Genomic DNA, 24,575 nt, shown 5'->3' on the forward strand with positions numbered 1-24,575 from the left:
TCTCCTTGCGGCGGGCGGACGGCTGCCCGCGCCGCCGCAGTGTATCGGCTTGCAGGCCTGCCATCCAGCCGGTATCGCCACGGATCGACCATGTCCGACAGTCCCCAGGCTCCAATGCCTACACCCTGCGCCCGGCCATCCCCTAGCCTGTCATGGATGGATCAAGAACGGAGCACCCCATGAACGCCCCCAAGGACCTTTTCCTCCCGCAGGCCCCCTCCTTCCAGGACTTTCTGCGCACGCGCGAACGCATCTCCAACGACTACATCAACGGCCACCCCGGGCCGCTGAAAGACATCGCCACCCGGCAAGACCCCGCCACCTTCTTTCCGCCGAGCGGAACCACCGTCCAGGGTGCCGCCGAGGTGTCCCACAGCCACAGCCGGGGCGCGGGCAGCTTTCGCGACGGCAGCACAGGCCAGTTCGAGGTCATGCAAAGTGCCAGCAGCGGCACGCTGGCGTTCTGGACCGGCGTACAGCATGCCGAGGTGATGATGGACGGCAAGGAAGAACGCGTGTCCATGCAGCTGCGCACGACCGAGGTCTTTCGCCTGGAGGATGGCGAGTGGAAGCTGATCCACCGCCATGCGGATATGCGCAAGGACGGCGACGCAAAGAGCTGATGCTTTGCAGGACGTGCATCAGGCAGGCCTGGCCGCGACGGTCGCCTTGGCGGGCCGCCGTATGGTCCACAGCGCCGCCGCCATCAACACCACGCCGCCCAGTTGCACCGGGCTCAGCGTGCGCCCGTACACCGCCCAATCCACCAGCACGGCAGTGAGCGGGTAGACGAACTGCAGCACCGCGACCTTGCCCAGCGCCAGCCGGGCCATGCCGGCGAACAGGATCACATAGGCCAGACCCGTGTGCAGCACGCCCAAACCCGTGAGCCAGGCCCAGGCGGCCGCCGTGTGCGGCCAGCCAAAGGCCAGCGGCGCCCAGGCCAGCAGCACGGCCCCCACCAGGCATTGCCACAGCGACAGGGCGAACGGGCTGATGGGCGTAGGCGCACGGCTGGCCAGCAGCGTGACGGCGGCATAGCAGAACGAGCCGCCCAGGCACATCAGCACCCCGGCCACATAGGCCCCGCCATCGGCTGTGCCGGCGGGGATGCCGTCGAGCAGGCCCGTGGTGAGCACCAGCCCGGCCAGGGCCGCCAGCGTGGCCGCCCACTGGGCAGGCGAAATGCGCTCGCGCAGGAACAGTGCGCCGAAGACGATGACCCAGATGGGCTGCACGTGGAAGATCACCGTGGCGACCGCAATGGAGGTGCGCGGGATGGCCGCGAAGAACAGCGCCCAGTTGAGCACCATGAACACGCCCGTGGCGCAGGCCACCCAGCGGCTCCTGGCCTGGTCGCGCAGCAGCAGCTCGCGCCCCCGCCCCGTGGCCAGGCACCAGGCCACCAAAGCCAGCGCACCGAACACACAGCGGAACCACACCGTCACCAGCGGGTGCTGGCCGGCCTCTTCGACAAAGACACCGATGGTGCCCAGCAGAATGCCGCCGGCGATCATGAGCCACTGGCCGGTGCGTTCGCGGGCCAGGGTGGCCGGGTCGGCACTACCGGTGAGGAGAGAGGAAGAGGCGGTCAGTACGGAGGCCTTGTGGTTCATGGCGCCAATGGTCGGATCTTTAACGGCGCAGGTAAAGCGCATAGTTCGCCTCACAGCCATTCGATAATCGAATACATTGCACGCATGAACTACCCCGACCTGCAGATCGACTGGCTGCGCGCATTCGTCGCTGTGGTGGATGCCGGCTCGCTCTCCGGCGCGGCGCCGCTGGTGCACCGCTCGCAGTCGGCCGTGAGCATGCAGATCAAGAAGCTCGAAGCGGCGCTGGGCCGCCCGGTGCTGCTGCGCGGCCCGCGCCATCTGGAGCTGACGCCCTTGGGACAAGAGCTGCTCGCCTACGCGCGCCGCATGCTGGAGCTGCAGGCCGAGACGCAGACCGCCCTGTTCGGCCCGCGGCTGGCGGGCCGGGTGCGCCTGGGCGTGCCGGACGACTATGCATCGACCTACCTCACGCCGGTGCTGCGCAGCTTTTCGCACCGCTACCAGGGGGTGGAGATCGAGCTGACCTGCGAGCAGTCGACCTCGCTGATCCCGCGTGTGGTGCGCGGCGAACTCGACCTGGCCCTGGTCTCGCGCGACAAGCCGCAGCGCGGGCGCTTTCTGTTCCAGGAGCCGCTGGTCTGGGTGGGCGCCGCACAGTTCGAGGCCTGGCGGCGCGACCCGCTGCCGATCGCGGTGTACGAGTCGGCCAGCCTGGCGCGCATCGCCACCATGAAGGCCCTGGCCGCACGGCGCCGCGCCTACCGCATCGTGTACCACAGCTCCAGCCTGGCCGGCCAGTTGGCCGCCGTGGAAAGCGGCCTGGCCGTGGCCGTGCTCACGCGCTGCAGCGTGCCGCCCAACCTGCAGATCCTGCAGAACCTGCCTGTCGAGTTCGACCTGCCCACGCTCGATTCGATGGATGTGTCGGTGCTGCGCAGCAAGGCGTCGCAGCGCTCACCGGCCGTGGATGCGATGTACGAGCAGATGGTGCGCACGCTGGCCCAGTGAGCCAAGTGGGTGACAGCGGAGATCGCTCGCAGGGGAGAGAATGCAGCACATTTCCCCGGAGACACCCATGACCATCCCCTCCACCGCCCTGCAACTGCGCTCGCTCGTGCAGCCCGACGGCACGCTGCAGATCAGCCTCGAACCGACGCCCGTGCCCACACCGGGGCCCGATGAGGTGCTGGTGCAGATCCAGGCCACGCCCATCAACCCGTCGGACATCGGCCTGCTGTTCGGGCCGGCCGATCTGTCTACCGTGCAGGTGGCCGGCAGCGCCGAGCGGCCCGTGGTGACCGCCCGCATTCCCGAGCGCGCCATGCCCGGCATGGCCGCGCGCCTGGGGCAGAGCATGCCCGTGGGCAACGAAGGCGCGGGCCTGGTGGTCGCAGCCGGCTCGTCTCCAGCAGCCCAGGCGCTGCTCGGGCGCACGGTGGCGCTGATCGGCGGGGCCATGTACGCGCAGTACCGCGCCATGCCTGCCGCGCAGTGCCTGCCGCTGCCGGCCGGCACCACGGCGGCCGAGGGGGCGTCGTGCTTCGTCAACCCCCTGACCGCGCTGGGCATGGTGGAGACCATGAAGCGCGAGGGCCACACCGCCCTGGTGCACACGGCAGCGGCCAGCAACCTGGGCCAGATGCTCAACAAGGTCTGCCAGAAGGACGGAATCGGCCTGGTCAACATCGTGCGCAAGCCCGAGCAGGCGGTGCTGCTGCGCGAGATCGGCGCCCAGTACGTCTGCGACAGCAGTTCGCCGGGCTTCATGGCCGAGCTGACCGATGCGCTGGCCGCCACGGGCGCCACAATCGCCTTCGACGCCACAGGCGGCGGCACCCTGGCCGGGCAGATTTTGCAGTGCATGGAAGCCGCCATCAACCGCAAGGCCACCGAGTACAGCCGCTACGGCTCCGCCGTGCACAAGCAGGTCTACCTGTACGGCCACCTGGACACCCGCCCCACCGAGATCCAGCGCAGCTTCGGCATGGCCTGGGGCGTGGGCGGCTGGCTGCTGTTCCCGTTCCTGCAGAAGATCGGCAACGACGCCGCGCAGGCCCTGCGCCAGCGCGTGGCGGCCGAGCTCAAGACCACCTTTGCCAGCCACTATGCGCGCACGGTGTCGCTGGCCGGGGCGCTGGGCGCCGAAGCCATTGCCTTCTATGGGCCGCGCAACACCGGCGCCAAGGTGCTGATCGATCCGTCGATGGAGTGATCTGCTGCCGGGTGGTGGATCAGGCTGCGGCGGCCCTCACCAACTCCACCAGCCGCTCATGCGGCCCCAGCAGCGCATCGCCGCCAATCAACCGCAGCGCCCCGCCCTGCCCCGTGACCACCAACTGCGGCACGCCACGCGCACCCACCGCGCGCAGCAGCGCCTGGGCGTGGGCCACGCGCTCGGCCGTGGCGCGGTGCAGCGCGGTGTCGGGCTCCCGGGCCAGTGCGGACGCATCCGCCAGGCCCAAGGTCGCCAGCACATCGGCCAGCACCGCGGCATCGGCCGTGTCGCGGCCATCGACATAGCGCGCGCGCTGCAGGGCGTGCAGGGCTTCGAGTTCGCGGCCCGGTGCGGTCTGGGCCACGGCGGTCAGCGCCAAGGTGGCCGGGCCGGAGTCGAAGCGGCCGGCCACGGCACCCAGGATGTTGTCGCGGTAGGCCTGGGTGAAGGGCTGGCCCGTGAGCTTTTCAATGCGCTGGTCGTTGGACCAGGCATAGGCGGCGAACTGCGCATCCATGGGCCGGGCGCCCTGCCCGGCAAACAGGCCTGATGGGGTCAATGAAACATCCAGGCCATCCACACCCTGCAGGTGCTTCAGTGCGGGCGCGGCGGCGTAGCACCAGCCGCACAGGGGGTCGAACAGATAGGTCACCGAGATGAGGGCCATGGGTCAAGGTCTTTCAGATTCGGAATCAAAAGGCGGCAAGGATTGGGCGAGCGCGGCTTCGAACAGCGCCAGCTCTTCCGACAGCGTGCCACGGCTGCGAAAGCGCCGGTTGGCCCGGTCGTACCAGTTCTCGGCGTCCTCCAGATCGCCCTCCTGCACATGCAGGATGCCGTGCAGCCAGGCTGCCAGCTGGGAGCCATCGTGTTGGACCAGGTCGTGCGCGGCCTCCCAGCGCCCGGCGCGCAGGTGCTGCAGCACTTGCTGCATGGGATGTGTTGGCACGATCTGGGTCCTTTCGATGGTCGGATGGTTGGTTGACAAGGCGCCAGGTCACACAGGAGCCTGCCCGCCCCGCCCTCCAATTACCACTTCATGTCGCCTTTGTTGACCTTGGCACCGATGTCCAGAGACAGGCCCATAGGGGCGGCCGGGTAGGCCTTCTTCATCGCTTCGATCAGCTCGGCGCTGGTCTTGGTGGCGGCAGCATTCCTCTCGAAGGCCTGCAGGTAGCCCTTGGTGTACGTCACATTGGCAGGGGTCAGCGCGGTGCCGGCCCCCATGTGGCCGGGCACGACGACGGTGGGCTGCAGCGCGGCCATCTCGTCGAGCTGGGCCACCCAGGCGCTGCGCTCGGCCACGGTCTGGGTGTCGGCGGTCCACACGTGGGTGTTGGTGCCGAACACACCGATGTTGCCGACCACGGCCTTGGCCGAGGGGATCCAGGCATACGGGCGGTGCGCCAGCAGGCCCGTGGTGCCGCGGATCTCCACCACCTGGCCGTCCAGCGTGAGGGTGTTGCCGGCGATGGCCTTGGGCAGCACGGGGGTGCGCGGTGCGTTGGCGCCCATCTTGGGGCCCCAGAAGGCCAGCTTGCCCTGCAGCTTGGCGTTGATCTTCTCCAGCACGGCGGGGGTGGTCACCACCTCGGCCTGGGGGAAGATCTCCTTGAGCGTTTCCACGCCGAAGTAGTAGTCGGGGTCGGCCTGGCTCACGTAGATGGTCTTCAAGGCCTTGCCGCTGTCGAGCACGTTGGCGGCGATGCGCAGCGCGTCGGCGCGGGTGAAGCCGGCGTCGATGACCATGGCTTCCTTCTCGCCATAGACCAGGGTGGAGTTGACGTTGAAGCTGTTGCCATCGGCGTTGTAGACCTTGAGCTGCAGAGGCTCGGCGGCGTGGGCGCCGGCAAAGGCGACGGACAGGGTGGCAGCGAGGACAGCGGTGCGGAACATGCGGATTCTCCGGGTGGTTTCAGTTGGAATGGCTGCAGTTTATTTGCACCAATCGATCCAATAAACCCCATAAAATGCGCATATTTGTTGCGCAAATAGATCAAATATGGACCGCCTGACCGCCATGCGCGTGTTTGTGGAAGTGGCCACCGGCGGCAGCTTCAGCGCCACGGCCGACAAACTGGAGATGTCGCGCGCCATGGTCACGCGCTATGTGGGCGAGATGGAGCAGTGGCTGCAGGCCCGCCTGCTGCAGCGCACCACCCGCAGCGTGACGCTGACCGATGCCGGCGAGCAGGCACTGCGCCGCTGCCAGCAGATGCTGGCGCTGGCAGAAGACATCGAGGAAGAGACCAGCGCCACGGCCGAGGGCGCCGAGGGTGGCCTTCGCGGCCAGCTGCGGCTGACCTGCAGCGTCTCGTTCGCCTACGCCCAGCTGGGCGCGGCGATCACCGACTTCCTGGCGCTGCACCCCCTGCTCAAGATCGACCTCGATGCCAGCGAAGGCGCGCTCAACCTGGTGGAGCGGCGCATCGACCTGGCCATCCGCATCAGCAGCGGGCCCGACCCGATGCTGATCGCCCGGCCGCTGGCGCGCTGCGACTCGGTGCTGGTGGCCTCGCCCGCCTACCTGGCGCGCCATGGCGTGCCGCTGCAGCCGGTCGACCTGGAACACCACCGCTGCCTGAGCTACGCCAACTTCGGCAAGAGCGTGTGGGAGCTCTCGCGGGACGGCCGCACCGAGCGCGTGGCCGTGTCCAGCCACTTCAGCGCCAACGAGGCCACCACCCTGCTGCGCGCCGCGCTGGCCGGCGGCGGGGTTGCGCTGCAGCCCACCTACCTGGCCAACCCGCACATTGCCAGTGGTGAGTTGCAGGCGCTGCTGCCCGGCTGGGAACTGCCGGTGATGGCGATCAACGCGCTGTACACCTCGCGCCGGCACCAGTCGCCAGCGGTGCGGGCCTTGCTCGATTTTCTCGTTGAGCGGTTCGAGGGAGCCCCCTGGTCATTGGCAGACACCCCCTGAGTCGCTTCGCGCCTTCCCCCTCTCTCGACTCGCTGCGCGAGTCGGGATGGGGACGCTCCCAGCGCGGCGGGGCGGCCCTTGCGCGGGAGCACTGGCCTCAGCGGCGCCAGTTTCAACGCATGTTCAAGGCAAGATGATCGTGGCCTTGGCCCGGTCGATCTGGGCCTGCGCATCGCGCGGCAGCAGCAGGCGCTGGGCCACCAAGGCGTTGGCCGCCTCGGTCACCGCGGCCACATAGCCGGCCTGGTTGCCGTACAGCTCTTCCAGCGACACCCGGCCATCACCAGCGGCCAGGCGCGCGGCCCGCGTGGTGTGGAAGGGGATGTAACCGCCCGTGAGGTTGGCCAGGTCGGTGATGCCGGGCGTGGCCACGTAGTTGAACTCGAAGCTGGTGCCCAGCGGTACACGGGCCTCCACACTCTGGATGCCGGCGCGGGTCAGGCCGGTGCGCGCATCCACCTGGGGCACCAGGATGGCGTAGTCGCGGTTCAGGTTGCGCGGGGGCAGGATGGTGGCGATGCCGGCCTCGTCCTGCGGCAGGTACTGCGGGCCAAAGTCGAACAGCGGGAAGTTGTTGTGCCAGCCCAGGTAGTTGAAGTCGGGGATGGCGGTCTGCACACCGTTCACCGCCCAGGTCAGCCCCTTCATGGCCGGGAAGGCCACCTGCGCGGGGCGCACCAGCGTGCCGTCGGCCACCTTGGGCACCTGGCTGGCGGGCGGCGTGGTGCCGCGCACCACCCAGTCCTCCAGCCCCAGGAACAGCGCGCGGAAGGTGTCGTTGAAGTGCACCACCGTGCCCGTGGGGTATGGCGCGCGGCTGGGTGCATAGCCGATGCTGGCCGTGCCGCCGGCACCGCCGTGCTGGGTGCTGGCGTAGTAGTAGATGCGCGCGTTGTCGGGCTGGGTCAGGTCCCTCAGGCCATTGGCGTCGGTCAGCACGGGCGAGCCCTGCAACTGCCAGAACTCGGTGCCCGACAGGCCCAGGAAGAACCGGGGGCAGGTATTGGTGGCAGCGCAGCGCTTCATCACCCCGCCCTGGCGGCCGCTCACGTCGTCCATGTAGTCCTTGTCGAGCCCGCGCGGTGCCGTCTGGCCGAAGGCCGTGTGGTCGGTGCGCAGGCCCCCGCCGCCGCCGGGCACGGCAAAGCGGGTGTTGATGTGGGTCTGGCGCGCGGCCACGTGGGCGTACATGCCGTCGAACACCTTGCTGCCGTCGAGCGCCTGGTTGAAGCCCAGGTGCAGGAAGGTCTTCATGGCATTGCCCGACTGCGAAGTGCCCTGCCCCAGCGTGTGCGTGATGCGCCCGGCCACCGGGTTGGCGGTGCCGCTGGCGTCGGCCGCCTTGCTGCGGAAGAAGTGCACCGTGTCGCGCAGCGCGGCCAGGCCCACGCCCATGACTTTGGGGTCCTTGGCCACGTAGACCAGCTCGTACAGGTAGGCCGGGTCGAACCCGCCCTTGAGGCAGACGCTGGCACCATTGGGCGTGCCGGGGAAGGCATTGGCGCCCGTGGCGTCGCAGGTGGCGAACTTCCAGTCCGCAGTGGGCACGGGGATGCGCGCGTCGGTCTCGTTGGCGCGGCGCGTGAGCGAATAGCCGGGCTGGGTGTTGTCCAGGCTGGCGGGCTCGTAAGGAATCATGCTGCCGTTGAACACGCCGCCCGGCAGGGTCATCGCGGGGCTGGCGGCCGTGGGCACCAGTTCGGCGCGGTACGGGCCGGTGATGCTGGTGCCGTCCTTGTTCTTCGCCACGGGCACCGTGGCCGTGAGGCGGGCAGCCGTGCTCTTGGGCACGTCGCCCTGCCAGGCAGAGTACAGCACCACGTAGCCGCGCTCCAGGTACACGGCATCGCTGGGCGTGGCCGTGGGGTTGAGCATGGTGAGGATGTTGCCGCGGTTGGGCGCGTCGTAGCGCAGCACCCCGCTGGCCTTGGCCATGTCCTTGGGCTTGAGCATCACGAACTCGGTCCTGTACTCGGCCATGCCACGCGCATTGACCGGCGCCAGCGCCAGGTCCTGGATGATGGCGTTCTTGGGATCGGCCGGGTCCACCTCGCCCGACAGCGTGCCCGTGAGGCGCTCGTAAGCGCCCACCGTGCCGTAGCTGCCCGGGAAGTCCTCGCGCGCAGTGATCTCGAGCTTCATGGCCGGGGCCTTGCCGGTCAGGCCGTCGTCGCTGCTGCTGCCGCCGCAGGCCGTGAGGGCCCCCGCAGCGGCTGCCGTGAGGGCCAGGGCACCGGCAGTTCTGTACAGATGGTGTTTTCTCATGTCGCTTGTCTCCTTGGGTAATGGCTCTGGTGGCCGGGTTCGCGTGCTCTGCGGAAAAATCGGGCGTGGGCCAGCCTGCACGGGGGCAAGTGCTCAGGCAGGCATGGCTGCGCCCACACCGGCTGCCCAGGGGCGCAGCCGGCGGTTTGCGGGTTCAGGACCCGGGTGCGCGGGTCGTGCGGCGGCGGCTTACTCGGCTTCGATGCCGGCGGCCTTGATGACCTTGCCCCACTTCACCGTTTCCGCGGCCTGGAACCTGGCCAGCTCGTCGGGGGTGGTGGTCCAGGCTTCGGAGCCTGCGGTGTCGTAGAACGACTTGGCGGCGGCGCTCCTGGTGGCGGCGGCCACCAGTTCATTGAGGCGCGCGACCACGGCCGGCGGCGTGTTGGCAGGGGCGTAGGCGGCGAACCAGTAGCCCATGTCGTAGCCCTTGACGCCGGCCTCGTCGATGGTGGGCCCCTCGGGCAGCTGCGAGCTGCGCTTTTGCGTCGAATAGCCCAGGGCGCGCAGCTTGCCGGCCTTGACCTGGGGCACGCCGGTGGAGGTGTCGGTGATCATCAGGTCGATCTGCCCACCCAGCAGGTCGGTGATGGCCAGGGGGTTGCTCTTGTAGGGCACGTGCAGGATGTCCACGCCCGCCAGCTGCTTGAGCATTTCGCCGGCCATGCGGCTCGACGAGCTGCCGCTGCCGAAGCTCAGCTTGCCCGGCGTCTTTTTGGCCGCGGCCACGACGTCGCCCACGCTCTTGTAGGGCGATGCGGCATTGACCACCATCACCTGCCCGCCCTTGCCCAGGCCGCTGATGGGCGCGAAGTCCTTCACCGGGTCGTACGAGAGCTTCTTGTACAGGTGCTCGTTGGCCGCGTGCGTGGTGTTGGTGGTGATGAGAATGGTGTAGCCGTCGGCAGGCGCCTTGGCCACCGCCTGCGCGGCGATCATGCCGCTGGCACCGGCCTTGTTGTCGATGACCACGGGCTGCTTGGTGTCGGTGGTGATGGACTGGCCGATGGCACGCGCCAGCTGGTCGGTGGCGCTGCCGGCCGCAAACGGCACCACGAAGGTGATGGCCTTGGCCGGGTAGGCCTGGGCCATGGCCGTGCCGGCAAAGCCCAGCGATGCAGCCAGGGCCACGGCGGTGGACAAGGCCCGTCGGCGGGAAGGAAGGTGGAATGCGGTCATGGCGTATGTCTCCTGGTGTTGTTGATGGTGGATGGAATCGAAAAATGGATCAGCCGGGCCCGGCCAGGTGCTCTGCCAGCGCCGCAGGCACCTGCACCGGCAGGTCCAGCAGCAGGTAGCTCAGCGCCTTGCCGTGGCTGTCGAGGTTGAGGGCGTCGTTGACCCCGCCGTCGAGCACGTCGTCGAGCACGAAGTTCATGGCCTGCAGCTGCGGCAGCACGTAGCGCACCACGTTGCCCGGCTGGCGGTGCGCAAAATGTCGCGCCACGGCGGCTTCGGTGACCTCGCTCATGAGCACGTCCCACAGCGCGGGGTGCCAGGCGATGACGCTGATGTTGGAGCGGTTGCCCTTGTCGCCCGTGCGGCTGTGCGCCAGGCGGTAGAGCGGAACGGTGATGGTGGTGTCGGTCATGCGGCCGCCCTTTCCTCTTGTCCTGTGGAATCGAACATGCGGTAGCCCGTGGGCACGGCCTCGCGCGGCACCAGGCACGACACGGTGCCTAGGCGTGGCCGCATCGCCGTGCGCACCCCGCCCCCGCCTGCGGGGCCGCAGGTGTACAGGGCGGTCACCTCGCGCAGCAGGCGCTGGGCGCTGGCATGGTCGCGGTGCTGCAGGGCCACGCGCAGGCGCACGTCGCGGCCATCCCCACTGCTGCCATCGAGCCAGCGGCCGGCGTCGTCGCCCAGCACGCTGGTCACGCCGATCAGGTCGATGCGCAGCGGGCCCAGGCCAGCCAGGCGCTCGCGCAGCACCTCGCCGGCCAGGCGGGCGCGGGCCTCGGCCCGGGCGCCGGCGTACGAGATCTCGCCCTCGGCGAACCAGCCCGACTCGAAGCACACATTGACCTTGAGCGTGGCCGGGCGCGCATGGCCGCGCACACCGTCCAGGCGCACGGCGTCGGGCCCCACGGCGGTCACGCGGGCCTCGGTGATGTCGGCCACCACATCGGGCGTCAGGTAGGCGGCAGGGTCGTGCAGCTCGTACAGCAACTGCTCCTTGACCGTGCGCTCGTCGATGCGCCCGCCCGTGCCCGGGGGCTTGGTGATGGTGCAGTGGCCGTCGGCGTCGATCTCGGCGATGGGGTAGCCCAGGCGGGCCATGCCGGGCACGTCCTTGTAGCCGGGGTCGGCGAAGTAGCCGCCCGTGACCTGGGCGCCGCATTCGAGCAAGTGGCCGCACATGGTGGCGCGGGCCAGGCGGTCCCAGTCGTCGTGCGCCCAGCCGTAGTGCGCCAGGGCCGGGCCCAGCACCAGCGAGGGATCGGCCACGCGGCCGCAGACCACCACGTCCGCGCCCTCGCGCAATGCACCGGCAATGGCCTGGGCCCCGATGTAGGCGTTGGCACTGGCGATGGGCTCAATGGGCATGGCATCGCCCAGGGAGCCCTGCAGCAGCGCGCGGTGCGCGGGGCCGCTCAGGTCGTCGCCATGGACCACGGCCACGCGCGGGCGGCGCAGGCCCAGTTCGGCCGCAAGTTGCACGATGCGCCGGGCCGCGCCCTCGGGGTTGGCGGCGCCAAAGTTGCTCACGATGCGCACGCCGTGCGCCAGGCAGTCACCCAGCACGGGGCGCAGCATGTCGACCAGCAGGGGTTCGTAGCCCGCGTCGGGGTCGGTGCGGCGGGCCAGTTGGGCCAGGGCCAGGGTGCGCTCGGCCAGGGTCTCGAAGATCAGCACGGCCGGCTTGCCGCTGGCGATCAGGGCCTGCGCCACGGGCGCGGCGGCGTCCGTGCGGTCGCCCGAGAAGCCGGCGGCGCAGCCGACCAGCAATGTTGCGTTGTTCGCCATAAGGTGTCTTTGTCTCCTGGGCCGAATGTAGGCACCCGGTGTTATTCTGTAAAATAGATTGTTGGTATCAATCCATCTGCTTTTCAAATCAATGAGCGCGCAGCACCATTTGTCCACCCGCCAGCTCGACGCCTTCCTGGCGCTGGCCGAGCAGCGCAACTTCACGCGCGCCGCGGCCCAGTGCCATCTGTCGCAACCGGCGTTCAGCGCATTGATCCGCGCGCTGGAGGACGACCTGGGCCTGCGCCTGTTCGACCGCAGCACGCGGCATGTGGATCTCACGGGCGAGGGCCAGAACTTCCTGGAGTCGGCGCGGCGCATCCGCGGCGAGATCACGGCCGCACTGGCCGCCGTGCGCGACGCCGCCACGCTGCAGCGCGGGCGCGTGGCGGTGGCGCTGCTGCCGTCGCTGGCCGCGGGCTGGCTGCCGGGCGTGCTGGCGGCCTACCGCATCAGCTACCCGGGCATCGAGATCGACATCGCCGACGTGCTCTCGGAGCCCTGCATCGAGCGTGTGGCCAGCGGCAAGGCCGACTTCGCGCTGGCCGCCATCCGCGCCGACACGCCCGAGCTGCAGGCGGAGCCCTTTTGCAGCGACGACTTCCACCTGGTGTGCCCGGCCGACCACCCGCTGGCCCGGCGCAAGAAGGCCATTGCCCCGGCGGACCTGGCCGCGTACCCCTTCATCCACCTGGCGCGCACCAGCAGCGTGCGCCAGTACCTGGAGGCCGCCTTCCACCCGCAGGCCATGCACACGCTGATGGAGGTGGAACAACTGGCCACGGTGATGGGCATGGTGCGCGCGGGCCTGGGCGTCAGCGTGGTGCCGGCGCTCACGCTGTTCCATTTCGACCAGCCCGGCCTGGTCACCCGGCCGCTGGCCCTGCCCGGGCTGCTGCGCCAGATCTACCTGGTGCGCCGGCGCGACCGCAGCCTGTCGGTGGCGGCGCAGGCGCTGTACACGCTGGTGATGGCGCGCAGACCGGGCCAGGGGTAGCGGTTATCGGCGGTCACCACCCAGTCATGCAGGTTTTGGTGACGGCATCGGCGAATGCCTACAAAATCTCTGGACAGCTGTCTTTATCATCGTGCGAAAAATGCGGTGCCGCACCGCCATCCCCGGGCACGGCCCGATCACAGAACCTGGCCCCCATGTCCTCCGGCATACCCACCAACCAAGCTTCCCTCCTGTCCGCCGGCGGCGAAATGGCCGGACTGATCGCCGGCTTCGACTGGTCCCGCACCGAACTGGGTCCGCTCGACCAGTGGCCTGCCCACCTCACGCTGGCGCTGGCCAACATGCTGCGCTGCCCCATGCCCATCGCCACGCTGTGGGGCAAGGTGGGCGTGCTGATCTACAACGACCCCTATGCCAAATTTGCCGGCGGGCGCCACCCGGGCCTGCTGGGCATGGAAATCCGCGAGGCGTGGCCCGAGGCGGCCGACCTGAACGACCGGGTGCTCAAGGTGTGCCTTGCCGGAGGCACCCTCAACTACGAGGACCAGGAACTGAGCCTGAACCGCGACGGAGTGCACAAGCCGCTGTGGGTGGACCTGAATTATTCGCCCCTGGTGGACGAGGCGGGCACCCCGGTGGGGGCCATGGCCCTGGTGGTGGAGACCACCGACAAGGTGCTGGCCGACCGGCGCCTGCTGCTGGAGCGCGAGCGCTTTGCCACCCTGTTCGAGCAGTCGCCCAGCTTCATGGTGCTGCTGCAGGGGCCCACGCATCGCATCGAACTGTCCAACCCCAGGTACCACGAACTCGTGGGTGACCGCCCCCTGCTGGGCCGCAATGTGGCCGATGCGCTGCCCGAGGCCGCCGAGCAGGGCTACGTGGCCATGCTCGATGGTGTGTACTCCAGCGGCAAGGCGGCCACCGCCTTCGGCGCCCGTTTCGACATCCGGCAGCACGCGGGTGAGCCGGTGAGCGAGCGCTACCTGGATTTCGTGTACCAGCCGATCCGCGACACCTCCGGCGCGGTGACCGGCATCTTCGTGGATGGCCTGGACGTGACCGAGCGGGTGGCAGCTGAGGCCAAGCGCGACGCCTTGACCGAGTTCACCAGCCAGTTGCGCGGGCTGGACAACGTGGACGACATCAGCCTGGCCGCAGCCCGCATCCTGGGACAGACACTCAAAGTGAGCCGCGCGGGCTATGGCCGCGTGGACCACGATACCGACATCCTGCAGGTGCAGTGCGACTGGACGGCTCCGGGGGTGCTCACGCTGCAGGGAGAGCTTTGCCTGCGGGACTTCGGCACCTTCATCGACGCGCTCAAGAACGATGAGTTCGTCAGGGTGACCGATGCACGCAACGACCCCCGCACCGCGATGGCCGCCGGTGCACTGGAGTCGCGCAGCGCCCGTGCCTTCATGAACATCCCCGTGGTGGAGCACGAACGCCTGGTGGCCGTGCTCTTCGTGAACCAGGACGAAGTGCGCCAGTGGACCCAGGAAGAGTGCGAGTTCATGCGCGAGATTGCCGGCCGCACCCGCACCGCCACCGAACGCGTGCGCTCCGAAAGAGCGCTGCGCGGCAACGAAGCCCAACTGCGGGAGATGAACGAGTCGCTGGAGCGCAAGGTGACCGAGCGCACGAACGAGCTGATGGAGGTGGAAGCGAAATTTCGCCAGTCGCAGAAGATGGAGGCCATCGGCCAGCTCACGGGCGGCATCGCGCACGACTTCAACAACCTGCTGGCCGGCATGAGCGCCAGCCTGCAGGTGCTGGAAAAGCGCCTGAATGCCAGGAACTTCGACAACACCGAGCGCTACATCGGCATGGCGCAAAGCTCGGTGCGGCGCGCGGCTTCGCTGACCCAGCGCCTGCTGGCGTTTTCGCGCCGCCAGACGCTGGACCCGCGCCCCACCGACGTGAACCGCCTGGTGGGCGGCATCGAGGAGATGGTGCGGCGCACCGTGGGGCCATCCGTCGAGGTGGAGGTGGTCGGTGCGGGCGGCCTGTGGCTCACGCAGGTGGACCCTTCGCAGCTCGAAAACGCCGTGCTCAACCTGTGCATCAACGCGCGCGACGCCATGGCCCCCAACGGCGGGCGCCTGACCATCGAAACCGCCAACAAATGGCTGGACGACCGCGCCGCGGCCGAGCGCGAACTGCCGCCGGGGCAGTACATCTCGCTGTGCGTGACCGACACCGGCGTGGGCATGGCACCCGAGGTGATCGCACGCGCGTTCGACCCTTTCTTCACCACCAAGCCCATGGGCCAGGGCACGGGGCTGGGTTTGTCGATGGTGTACGGCTTCGTGCGCCAGTCGGGCGGGCAAGTGCGCATCTACTCGGTACCCGGCGAAGGCACGACCATGTGCCTGTACCTGCCGCGCTACGTGGGCGATGCGGAACAGGCCGGTCAGGACACCCTGCCCAGCTTCGACCACCGGGGCGACGGCGAAGTGGTGCTGTTGATCGAAGACGAGGCCACCATCCGCGGCCTGATCGCCGAAGAGCTGGAAGACCTGGGCTACAACGTGATCTCGGTGGGCGACGGCCCGGCCGGCCTGCACGTGCTGCAGTCCGACCGCCGCATCGACCTGCTGCTGACCGACGTGGGCCTGCCCGGCGGCCTGAACGGCCGCCAGGTGGCCGACGCAGGGCGCGTGACGCGGCCGGACCTGAAGGTGCTTTTCATCACCGGCTACGCCGAGAACGCGGCCGTGGGCAATGGGTTGCTAGCGTTTGGGATGGAGGTGATTACCAAGCCGTTTGATGTGGCTGCGTTGGCGGCGAAGGTGCAGGAGATGATTGAGAGGTGAGGTAGCGCCGGGCTGTCAAGCTATAGCGGAGGAGATATCAAGTCGTCCCTTATCCACACTCGTCCTGACCATTGGTTTCCACCGAGCGCTACCGTGTAAAACCCGCTATTTATTTTTTCGAATCTGATGGTAAATGATAGCGTGACCGATACCGGGCAAACTACCCCAATCACACACAAATGCCAACCAAGCCAACTCACTGAAGGGATTTCCCGGGAGGAAAAAGAACCCAAGGAACACGAGAATCCCACCCATCAGCGGTATCCAAGACGGAGACGGCTGCTTTTTTACGAATGCCACATAAAAACAGCGCCAATTCAGAAATATCAGCCAAAACCCTACCAAAAGCAAAAAAACACAAAAAATATTCATCATGGCAAATAAATCCGCTGACCAAATAATCCTTTCCAAGCGCCATCAATGCCAACACCCGTTGGCCACCTAATTGCGCTTGCTGGGATTTGATAGCTTGCGCCTGTCCCATACGGGGCAAACTGATTGCCCATACCCGGCTGCCATTTGAAGGATCGAGTGTAGTTCCACCAGTTTTGGCCGCCTTTCATAACCCAATCCCCAGCCTCAAGCCCTTCGCGGCCCCAACGAGAAACAGTGATGGTTTCAGGCGCTGCACAAAACAAAGGCGCTGATGCTGATCCAATCAATCCAATGGCAGACGGTGTAAGACCAACAGTAATGGCAGGCATCGTCACAGCCCGTGTCCAGGCACCTGCCCTCACCGCATCATCAAGCGTTGTATTACGCCTTACCCCAGCAATAGTTGTCAGATCAAGGAACTGCAGTCCTTCTGGATCAACGAATGAAAGCGGATTGCCATCTACATACCCAAACCGATTGAACCCACCATCCAACCCAATCGGATCCGCCTGCGTATACCGCCCCCGCTCCGCACTGTAGCTGCGGAAGTAGTTGTAGTGCAGGTTGCTCTCTTTGTCGTAGTACTGCCCCGGATAGCGCAGGTTGAAAGTCACTTCGGGGATGGTGGTGCTGCCCGTCGTGGGGTTGGTCGTCGCGTCGGTAAAGCGCTTGGCGCCCAGAGTGGGCTGTTCATCCCCAAACGCGCTGTACGCCCATTGCCAAGCCACCTGGCCGTCGGGCTGGGTGAGCTTGCGCGGGGTGTTCAGGTGGTCGCTGTGCACGGCATATGCCACTCCATTGACGATGGCGGCAATGGGCATGGGGCCGTTGGCCGTGGGCAGGTAGATGTACTGGGTGGTGCCAGTGCTGTTGCTGCCGCCCATGCCGTATTCGCCCAGCAGGGAGTCGTCCTGGCCGTAGACATAGGCATAACCCAGTTTCTGCGCGTCGCTGCTGCCGGGGCTCCACAGGCGGGTGAAGAATTCATACGCGGTCTGGATCAGGCCCTTGTCCTGCTCCTTCTCCGCTTCTTCCTGGTCTTCGGGGTCGGCCAGGAGGTTGTTGAGGTTCTTGCTGCTGGTGGTCGATCCTGATCCGCCGCTGGCGAACAGTGGTTCGGTCTTGAACACGCGCTGGCCCAGGGCGTTGTGGGCGTACTGGGTGCTGGGGGCGTCTGCTCCCGTGCCGGTGGTGACTTTTTCCAGGCGTTCCTGGCTGTCGTATTGGAAGCTGCGCAGCCCATCGTTCAGCAGGTCGCCTGCGGCGTTGTACTCATAAGTGACGCTGGTGCTCGCGGTGCTGGCACCTGTTTGTGTCTGGCTGAAGCCGGTCTGGCGGTTGGCCGTGAGCGTGTAGGTGCGGTTGGTGGTGGTGCCTGCGCGCTGTTGGCTGCTGCTGGTGCGGTTGCCGTTGGGGTCGTAGGTGTAGGTGACGGTGTCGGTTGGTGTACCGCTGGCGGCGGACTTGGTGAAGCTGGTGATGCGGCCTGTGGGGATGTAGGTCACCGTCCAGGTGGCGGGGGCCTGGGTCACCGTGTTGGCTTGCACGTCCGTGCTGGCGGGTTGCATCAGGCTCTGGGTGAGGCTGGTGATGCGGCCTGCTCCGTCATACACATAGCTGCTGAACTCGGTGTTGGTCAGCTGACCTGCGGTGTTGTAGCTGCGGGTGGCCGGGATGGCGGCAGTGCTGCCGGGGAGGTTCCAGTTCCAGGCGGTGGGCTGGCCCAAGGGGCTCCATGCGATCCCGCTGACGATGGGCTGGCCGGCCCAGGTGAGGCCGGTGAGTTGGCCGGTGGCGTCATACACGTTCTGCAGGACCTGGCCGCCGGGGTAAGTGGTGCTGGCGAGCAAACCCGTGGTGGCGTTGTAGCTGTAGGCCAGGGTGCGGGTGTCGTTGTTGATGAGCTTCTGGGTCTGGCTCACAACACGGCCGTGCAGGTCGCGCTGGTAGGTGGTCAGGCCGCTGGAATCTTCAATCTCGCTGAGGTAGCCCTTGCTGACAGGGGTCTGGTCGTAGCGCAGGGTGGTGGTGCCGCCGGCGTGCACGATGGATGTGGGGCGGCCCAGCGAGTCACGCGTGATGGTCGTTGCCTGACCCAGGGCGTTGGTGATGCTGGTGGGCAGGCCCAGGGCGTCGTATTGGACGCTTTCGCTGCCGCTGTCGGGGCTGGCTTCGCTGGTGGCGTTGCCCAGGGCGTCGCGGGTGTAGGTGGTGGTGACGCTCTTGGGGTCCGTCAGGGACGTGACGCCATCCAGGGCGTTGTATGTCAGCGAAGTCGCAGCGTTGTATGCGTCGTAAGCGGTCTTGACGCGGCGCAGGCCGTCCAGCGTAATCTGGCTGTTCTCGCTGTTGCCATTGCGGGTTTGGACCAACTCACCGTTGTTGTCGTAGCTGTTGGTCGTGGGCGACTGCGGGCCCAAGGTGGTGCTGGCAACCAAATTCATTATGTTGATGGTGCGTGCCAGTTTCCAGGCCAGTTGACCCTGGCTGTCGCGCACCTCCTCATTGGTCCGGTTGCCCATGGCGTCCAGCACATAGGTGCCGGTGTTGCCACGGTTGTCGCTCCAGCCTGTCATGCGCTGAGCTGCGTCATAGGAATACGTGATGCTGTGGCCATGCGCGAACGTGGCCGTTGCAATGTGCCCGCTAGGGCGATAGGTCAAGGTGGTGACTTGCCCGCCGCGGTTGCTGGTAAGCATGCGGCCACGCGCATCGTAGGTATAGCTGCTCACCAAGCCGTTGGGTGCGGTGTGGCTGAGCACGCGGCCTGTGCTGTCATGGGTGTAGGTGTCCACATGGCCAAGGGCATTCGTGCTCTGGGTGAGGTTGCCCAGGCTGTCGTAGGTGTAGCTGGTGGCTGCCCCGTTTGGGGCGGTCTCAGTGGCAACCAAGCCGGCCGAGTTGTAGGTCCAGGTGGTGGTGCGCGCCACGCCCCCCGGACCCGTGTCCGTAAGAGTGCTTGTCAGCACGTTGCCTTGGCCGTCGTAGGTGTAGCCAGTCGTGCGGCCAGGCTCTGTGACTGCCACAGGCAAGCGCCATTGGCTGTGCCAGGATGTTGAGGTCGTCCGGCTTTCCGGCTGGTTGACAGCTTCGGTCTTAGTCAGGCGAAGGCGACGAGCGGTATCCCAGGTAAAGGAAGTCGAGAAACCCTGGAAATCTTTTTCGGAATCAATGAGGCCGGAAGAATTTTGCACGCGGCTCGCAGCAATATTGGAATACCCGCCCGAGGCGTAATCGCTCGATACGATAGCCAAGCTTCCGCTATTTCTTTTATAGGAGTAGTTGCGAGTAACCCCCAGCGGATCCTTAACGGTTGTAGAGCCATGGGGAGTCCCTGGATAACTCACTTCATAGACAGACACATTTCCGGCGCGCTCCGTTTTGACCGCATCACCATTGGCATTGTAAGCAAAGGTTGCCAGGCGCACACCATTCTCATCCACAATGCCGGTGATCGCTTGAGGGAATGCCGCATCCTCGTAAAGATAGGACTTGGATGCGCCGCCTGCAAACGTTACTGTTTGCAGCCGCCCAGAACCGTCATAACCATACGTAGCCTTTACTGCCGTACCCAAACTGACACTGGATAGCCGATTCGAGCCGCTGTACGCGAAATGCAGCGTGCGACCGAACTGGTTGGTGACAGTCTGCAGTTCGCCGGCCGCATTGTAGCTGTATTGGTAGGTCCAGCCATTTCGTTGCTGGTGGCTAATCAATTTCCCATAAGCATCGAATTTTCGAACGACATCATCAGATGCAGACTTGTGAATCCAACCCGGAGGGGTGGATTCCAAAGTGTCGGCGCTGCCCAGTGGAATCCAGCTACTACCGGAAGGCAAGAACCACCTCTCTGACCCGTCGCCCAGGAAAATAGTGAGTTTTTCAGGAGATGGCTTTACTCGCGCTGAGGCTGCCACCGCAGGCTCGTGTTGAAGACGCTCTGCGTAGCTGTGAGACCAACCTGCACCTACAGTGCTTTGACTCAAGCTTCTCCGATGGAGATAGTTGCGGGAGAACCCCAGTGGATGGGCTGACAAGTCGAAGAAGTCATCCTCGTCGAGATGCTTCTCCCCAGTGCTTAAGAGAATGGGGTGCTTAGTACTACCAGTTGGTTCGCGGTAGTCTGAGAGCGGGCATGAAGATCCGCTCGGGCCGTCAGGAACATTATTATTCCGTTCGCACTTACCGCCTCTTTCGGTATATCCAAAATCGCAGCCACAGTCATTGGCTACATAATTTTTCGAATTGGCTGGACACGGGTGACTGGCAGTAACTGGAACGTACGTGTAAGCCTTATAAGCTCCTTCTTTTCCCCGCAACCATCCTCCGCATGAAATATTTGTCCCATCCGCATCGAAGACCTCCACGACTGTGAATGTGTATTGATCATTCGGATTCGCCGCACGCCAAGCAGAATAGGCGTCACAATAGCCACGCTTCGTATAGAACGGCTTTCCCAGCTCTTCGGTGTACGGGTACCCAAGATAGAATGGCTCGCGCGGAACAGCCGCATTGATGCACTGTGACGAGACAAGCAATAATCCAAAAACCGAGGCAATTCCTGCATGCCTTAGCGTTAAAACTTGCAACCGGGTGATTTTTAAAAACCCGAGGATAAGTTTTTTAAGCAGATTTACAGAAGCGCGAGCAAACAACTCACCAACCCGCTTTGCAGCAGAGAACATGAACTCCCTCCCAAAATTTTCTTGACTTTTTATGGCGTCTCGTTAAAGCAGATCTCAACAAGAACGCAACATAGACATTGCCTTTAATGCCGGTAATGTACCTACGCTCACTGCCAAGGCTTTCGTTTTTGACGAGCGCATTTGTAAGCATGTGTTGCGAGACCAAATGAACGCTTTGTCGGCGCGTTCACGCACCAGCGGAGTGCGGAGTGCATGGCACCTTCAGACGAAGGGTAGGCAGAACCAAGCAGCTGTGCGAAGCATGGGGAGGTCGCCATCTTGGCGGCCCTACACATCCCGCGCCAACCGCCCCCCGCAAACTGCTACCGCGCAGTCGCCGGGAAAAAATTGCAGCAGGTCGCCCGCACATGCCCTGCGGGCGCAGCGCCCATTTACTCCGGCAACACCTCCAACACCATGAGCTGAGTCGCCTGCGTATCCGCCGTGAAGTTGTTGTCCGCCGCCAGCACGATGGTGCGGTGGCCGTTGGGCAGGGTCTTGCCCCAGGTGATGGCCTCGATGTTGTCGAGCTTGACACCCTGGTAGGTAATGGGCATCTCGAGCAGCAGCTTGCGGGTCATGGGCGTGTAGGCGGCAGGGCCTGCCAGGCTGGCCATGCTGCCCACGTTGGTGGTGGCGTCGGTGATCTCGGTCAGCACCAGGCGGATGGTGTTGCCGATGCCCGAGGCAAAAGCGCGCTCGATGGCGATGAATTTCTTGTTGCCGATGGCCAGAAAGTCCGACAGGCCGTTGTCCGGGCCGAACGGTGCGCCAGCGGGCGCATCCACCGGGATCTTGGGCAACTGGTAGGCGTACTGCGCCTTGGCCGCGCCCGTGGCCGAGTCCAGGGCCGTCACGCGCACCACGCTGCCGGCCTGCACGGTGGTCAGCGGGCCGTCCTGGATCAGCGCATCCTCGTTGGCCACGAACACCGTGCCATCGGGCGCCACGGTCAGCGCCTCGAAGAGCTTGTTGCTGCGTGCGCCCGTGGTGGTGTTGTCCACATAGTTGTAGATGGCCGGCATCTTGAACTCGCGCACGAACTTGCCGGCGGTGGTCATCTCGCGCACGAAGGGCTGGAACAGGGTCGCAGCCGTGGTGCCCCAGTTGCCCTCGGACGACCAGTACAGGTTGCCATTGGGCGCCAGGCGGATCGCCTCGGGGTCCACCGTGCGGGCGTTGGCCGGGAAGCTGGAGCCATCCTCGCGCTGCATGTACGTCTGGCGGTTGACCTTGACCGTCACCGGGCCGGTGGCGGCGTAGTCGATGCTGAGGTTGTAGAAGCGCGGCGTGCCACGCTCGCCACCCCGGTCGTCCGAGATCGCCCAGTAGCTGCCATCGGTGGCCAGGTCCAGCCCCGAGATGCCACCGAACTCCACGCCCTCGAACATCGTGCCGGTGGGCAGGGACGCGGTGCCGATCAGCCTAAGGGATGCAACGCGGGATTCGCCGTTGTCGTCGTCGCTGCCGCCGCAGGCGGCCAGGGTGGCTGCCGTCAGCGCGGCCAGCGCGAACGCGGCAGCCGTGCGGTGCCAGGCGGAGGTGGTGTGTGCGAAGCCCATGTGGTGCATCTTTCTGCGGGGGTGAGAAAGCACGGGAGCTTGGGGGGCGAGTGCGTCACGTGCATGACACCGTCGGTAACTGTTGTGCCCGAGAAACACGTCGCCCTGGCGCGTCTGCGCGCTCAGGAGGTGGTCCGCGCGAACAGCTCCGGGTAGTCGACCACGGCGCCGTCTGCGCACACTTCGAGCACCCCGCTGTAGCCTACCGTAGGCGCGTCGTACTGGTAGCGCAGGGCATCCAACCGCCGGTAGACCTGGGGCAATTCCTGAAGCCGCAACTCCGGAAACGACAGCCAGGCCGCAGGCGCCTGCGCCTCCTGCCCCACCTCCAGCGCCATGCGGCGGATCGCGATCATGTTGGTGGCAGGGCTGAAATTGAGGTCCATGTCCGGGCATGCGCTGGCGCTGACGCCGGTATCCGCATCGGCCCCACTGCCCTGCCCTACACGCCACTGCCCATCGGCGCCGGGGTGAAAGCGCAGGTCCACCGCGCGTTCGCCGCAGTGACCGAACACATGGGCGGCCTGGGTCACCCAACGGGCGTCGACGCTGATGGCATAGCCCAGGTCGCAGGCCAGACCTTCGTCATGGAACACGGCCGTGCCGCGCAGGTCCCAGCCGCCATCGGTGCGCTGGTGGACGCGGCAGACATCGCTGCCGGGGCTGTAGAGGCGGCGCCAGAAGAAGGTGTGGTGCGCGGTCGGGGCGATGAGGGTCTGCGGCATGCGGCGGGCCTTTGCTCAAACGCTTCCATCTTCTCCCAGCAGCAGGGCCATCTGCAAGCCATCGTGGTAAACGCCATCGATGCACACGGCCTCCGGCTCGGTGCCCCAGGCCGCAAAGCCCAGGGATTCATACAAGGCCCGGGCAGCCGGATTGGGCAGGTACATGGTGAGGTGGATGCGGCGCGCCCCTAGCTGGCGTGCATGCCCGATGGCCTGCTCCACCACGGTGCGGCCCAGGCCCTGGCGGCGATGGGACAGTGCCACGAAGGTGCCCCACAGGATGAATTTGTGGTGCGAAGACGAGAACGGCCCGCTGGGCGTGGCGGCAGCCGTGGCCGCCAGCTCGCCCTGGACGAAGGCGCCGAACACCGCATTCGATGGAGCACCCAACTGGTCGCGAAAGCCTTGCAGCGGTCGGGCCAGCTCTTCCTGCAGCCCCAGGCCCAAGGGCACAGGGTTGTCTGCAGCCACCCGGCGGCGCAGCGCGCTGAAGGCCTCGGCGTCTTCGGTCGTGAGCCGGCGCACAGTGGTGCCATCGGCCGGCGCCGTCATACAGCCACCTGCACCTCTTTGCGCATGAACACGCTGTGCACGTCCGGCGCATAGCCGCCGAACGGTCCGCACTCTGCATAGCCCATGCGGGCGTACAGGCCCAGCGCCTCGGGTTGCAGGGGCCCGGTCTCCAGTGCAAAGCGGGTGCAGCCGCGCGCGATGGCCTCGGCTTCGACAAAGGCCAGCAGCGCCCGCGCCAGGCCCTGGCCGCGGGCCTCGGGGCGCACGTACATGCGCTTGACCTCGCTGACATCGGCCCCCAGCACCATGGCGCCGCAGCCCAGGGCCACGCCGTCCGCATTGCGCGCCACGGCGAACAGCACGTTGGGCTGCGACAGCGCGTTCAGGTCGATGCCGTGGTGGCTTTCGGGCGGGTACAGCGGTTTCTGAAAGGCGTCGAGGTCGTCGATGAGCTGCACCACGTCGGCCTGGCGCGGGGATTCGAGCTGGATGCGCATGGCAGACTGGTTTCCCGGGCTCACTTGGCGAGGTCCTTGAGCAACTGGTCCTTGGCCTCCTGCCCCGTCTTCTTCTCGCCCAGCTGGTACTGGCCGAACACCACGCCGTGCACCAGGGGCTCCTTGCCCTTGGCATCGAAGACGGCCAGGAACACTTCGTCGCCGAACTGGTCCACCTTCACGGCCAGCTGCTCGGTGCCCTTAGTGTAGCCGTGGACATTGCCTTCAAAGGCCTCGCCCACCTTGGTGTAGCCCGCCCCCGCCATGGACGCGGCCATCCGCTGGAACATCTCCGCACGCGAGACGCCGCTGTACACCGCATACAGGCCATGGTCGTTGGTGGTGTCCTCCACCTTCACGAGCTGGTCCTTCACCACGGGGATGCCACGCCACTCGGTGGGCACAGCGGGTGAGCAGGCGGCCAGCGCAGCGGCGAGGCCCAGGGTGGCGATGATCGACCAAGGCAATGGCATGTGTTTTTCTCCCTCTTCAGAACCAGCTTGTTTGTAGGTGTG

Annotated in this window: 20 protein-coding genes; 6 read left to right on the top strand and 14 right to left on the bottom strand. The window is 66.2% G+C overall.

Annotation, left to right across the window (positions count from 1 at the left end; translation table 11 throughout):
• Positions 1–179: 179 nt before the first annotated feature.
• A complete protein-coding gene (locus tag AC07PF_RS12460; RefSeq protein ID WP_494612068.1) occupies positions 180–623 on the top strand; it encodes a YybH family protein in 444 nt (147 codons plus the stop codon).
• An 18-nt stretch (positions 624–641) separates the two neighbouring features.
• On the opposite strand, the gene AC07PF_RS12465 is transcribed toward AC07PF_RS12460, so the two are convergent.
• On the bottom strand, positions 642–1,616 hold the full coding sequence (locus AC07PF_RS12465; protein WP_494612069.1) for a DMT family transporter: 975 nt from the start codon (positions 1,614–1,616) through the stop codon (positions 642–644).
• 84 nt (positions 1,617–1,700) lie between these two features.
• Here AC07PF_RS12465 and AC07PF_RS12470 point away from each other — a divergent pair, with 84 nt between their 5' ends.
• Together AC07PF_RS12470 and AC07PF_RS12475 are read left to right on the top strand one after the other, a co-directional pair.
• The gene (locus AC07PF_RS12470) at positions 1,701–2,567 is read left to right on the top strand and encodes a LysR family transcriptional regulator (protein ID WP_494612070.1); all 867 of its coding nucleotides are present in this window, start codon (positions 1,701–1,703) and stop codon (positions 2,565–2,567) included.
• 67 nt (positions 2,568–2,634) lie between these two features.
• Positions 2,635–3,771 (top strand): zinc-binding dehydrogenase, encoded by a 1,137-nt coding sequence (locus tag AC07PF_RS12475; protein WP_494612071.1) that lies wholly within the window; start codon positions 2,635–2,637, stop codon positions 3,769–3,771.
• A 19-nt stretch (positions 3,772–3,790) separates the two neighbouring features.
• Here the strand turns inward: AC07PF_RS12475 and AC07PF_RS12480 are convergent, their stop codons facing one another.
• The 3 genes from AC07PF_RS12480 to AC07PF_RS12490 all read right to left on the bottom strand — a co-directional run bounded on the left by AC07PF_RS12480 (position 3,791) and on the right by AC07PF_RS12490 (position 5,670).
• Positions 3,791–4,441: a DsbA family protein gene (locus AC07PF_RS12480; RefSeq protein ID WP_494612072.1), complete on the bottom strand. Its 651-nt coding sequence runs from the start codon at positions 4,439–4,441 to the stop codon at positions 3,791–3,793.
• 3 nt (positions 4,442–4,444) lie between these two features.
• Positions 4,445–4,708 carry a hypothetical protein gene (locus AC07PF_RS12485; protein ID WP_494612073.1) on the bottom strand — a complete coding sequence of 88 codons (264 nt, stop codon included), beginning with the start codon at positions 4,706–4,708 and terminating at the stop codon, positions 4,445–4,447.
• Between the two features lie 95 nt (positions 4,709–4,803).
• A complete protein-coding gene (locus AC07PF_RS12490; RefSeq protein WP_494612074.1) occupies positions 4,804–5,670 on the bottom strand; it encodes an MBL fold metallo-hydrolase in 867 nt (288 codons plus the stop codon).
• 106 nt (positions 5,671–5,776) lie between these two features.
• Between AC07PF_RS12490 and AC07PF_RS12495 the strand changes: the two genes are divergently transcribed.
• Complete coding sequence (locus tag AC07PF_RS12495; protein WP_494612075.1) at positions 5,777–6,697, top strand: LysR family transcriptional regulator; 921 nt, start codon at positions 5,777–5,779, stop codon at positions 6,695–6,697.
• A gap of 123 nt (positions 6,698–6,820) precedes the next feature.
• Here the strand turns inward: AC07PF_RS12495 and AC07PF_RS12500 are convergent, their stop codons facing one another.
• The 4 genes from AC07PF_RS12500 to AC07PF_RS12515 all read right to left on the bottom strand — a co-directional run bounded on the left by AC07PF_RS12500 (position 6,821) and on the right by AC07PF_RS12515 (position 11,929).
• Entirely contained in the window at positions 6,821–8,962 is a 2,142-nt protein-coding gene (locus AC07PF_RS12500) for an alpha/beta hydrolase domain-containing protein (protein WP_494612076.1), read from the bottom strand.
• 189 nt (positions 8,963–9,151) lie between these two features.
• Complete coding sequence (locus AC07PF_RS12505) at positions 9,152–10,141, bottom strand: Bug family tripartite tricarboxylate transporter substrate binding protein (RefSeq protein ID WP_494612077.1); 990 nt, start codon at positions 10,139–10,141, stop codon at positions 9,152–9,154.
• A 49-nt stretch (positions 10,142–10,190) separates the two neighbouring features.
• On the bottom strand, positions 10,191–10,553 hold the full coding sequence (locus AC07PF_RS12510) for an AtuA-related protein (protein WP_007849325.1): 363 nt from the start codon (positions 10,551–10,553) through the stop codon (positions 10,191–10,193).
• Positions 10,550–11,929 (bottom strand): acyclic terpene utilization AtuA family protein, encoded by a 1,380-nt coding sequence (locus tag AC07PF_RS12515; protein ID WP_494612078.1) that lies wholly within the window; start codon positions 11,927–11,929, stop codon positions 10,550–10,552. The genes AC07PF_RS12510 and AC07PF_RS12515 overlap by 4 nt, the downstream gene beginning before the upstream one ends.
• Positions 11,930–12,020: 91 nt before the next feature.
• Here AC07PF_RS12515 and AC07PF_RS12520 point away from each other — a divergent pair, with 91 nt between their 5' ends.
• Positions 12,021–12,926 (top strand): LysR family transcriptional regulator, encoded by a 906-nt coding sequence (locus AC07PF_RS12520; RefSeq protein ID WP_494612079.1) that lies wholly within the window; start codon positions 12,021–12,023, stop codon positions 12,924–12,926.
• A gap of 155 nt (positions 12,927–13,081) precedes the next feature.
• Complete coding sequence (locus AC07PF_RS12525) at positions 13,082–15,703, top strand: ATP-binding protein (protein ID WP_494612080.1); 2,622 nt, start codon at positions 13,082–13,084, stop codon at positions 15,701–15,703.
• A 371-nt stretch (positions 15,704–16,074) separates the two neighbouring features.
• Here the strand turns inward: AC07PF_RS12525 and AC07PF_RS12530 are convergent, their stop codons facing one another.
• From AC07PF_RS12530 to AC07PF_RS12555, 6 genes are all read right to left on the bottom strand, one after another.
• Positions 16,075–20,763: an RHS repeat-associated core domain-containing protein gene (locus AC07PF_RS12530; protein WP_494612081.1), complete on the bottom strand. Its 4,689-nt coding sequence runs from the start codon at positions 20,761–20,763 to the stop codon at positions 16,075–16,077.
• A gap of 392 nt (positions 20,764–21,155) precedes the next feature.
• Positions 21,156–22,325: an esterase-like activity of phytase family protein gene (locus tag AC07PF_RS12535; RefSeq protein ID WP_494612082.1), complete on the bottom strand. Its 1,170-nt coding sequence runs from the start codon at positions 22,323–22,325 to the stop codon at positions 21,156–21,158.
• Between the two features lie 122 nt (positions 22,326–22,447).
• On the bottom strand, positions 22,448–23,050 hold the full coding sequence (locus AC07PF_RS12540) for a putative glycolipid-binding domain-containing protein (RefSeq protein ID WP_494612083.1): 603 nt from the start codon (positions 23,048–23,050) through the stop codon (positions 22,448–22,450).
• Between the two features lie 15 nt (positions 23,051–23,065).
• The gene (locus tag AC07PF_RS12545; RefSeq protein WP_494612084.1) at positions 23,066–23,602 is read right to left on the bottom strand and encodes a GNAT family N-acetyltransferase; all 537 of its coding nucleotides are present in this window, start codon (positions 23,600–23,602) and stop codon (positions 23,066–23,068) included.
• Entirely contained in the window at positions 23,599–24,060 is a 462-nt protein-coding gene (locus AC07PF_RS12550) for a GNAT family N-acetyltransferase (RefSeq protein ID WP_494612280.1), read from the bottom strand. Before AC07PF_RS12550 ends, AC07PF_RS12545 begins: the two co-directional genes overlap by 4 nt.
• Positions 24,061–24,080: 20 nt before the next feature.
• Positions 24,081–24,533, bottom strand: a complete 453-nt coding sequence (locus AC07PF_RS12555; RefSeq protein ID WP_494612085.1) for a hypothetical protein — start codon at positions 24,531–24,533, stop codon at positions 24,081–24,083.
• Positions 24,534–24,575 lie beyond the last annotated feature (42 nt).

The sequence above is a fragment of the Acidovorax sp. GW821-FHT10A04 genome (genome assembly GCF_059415825.1).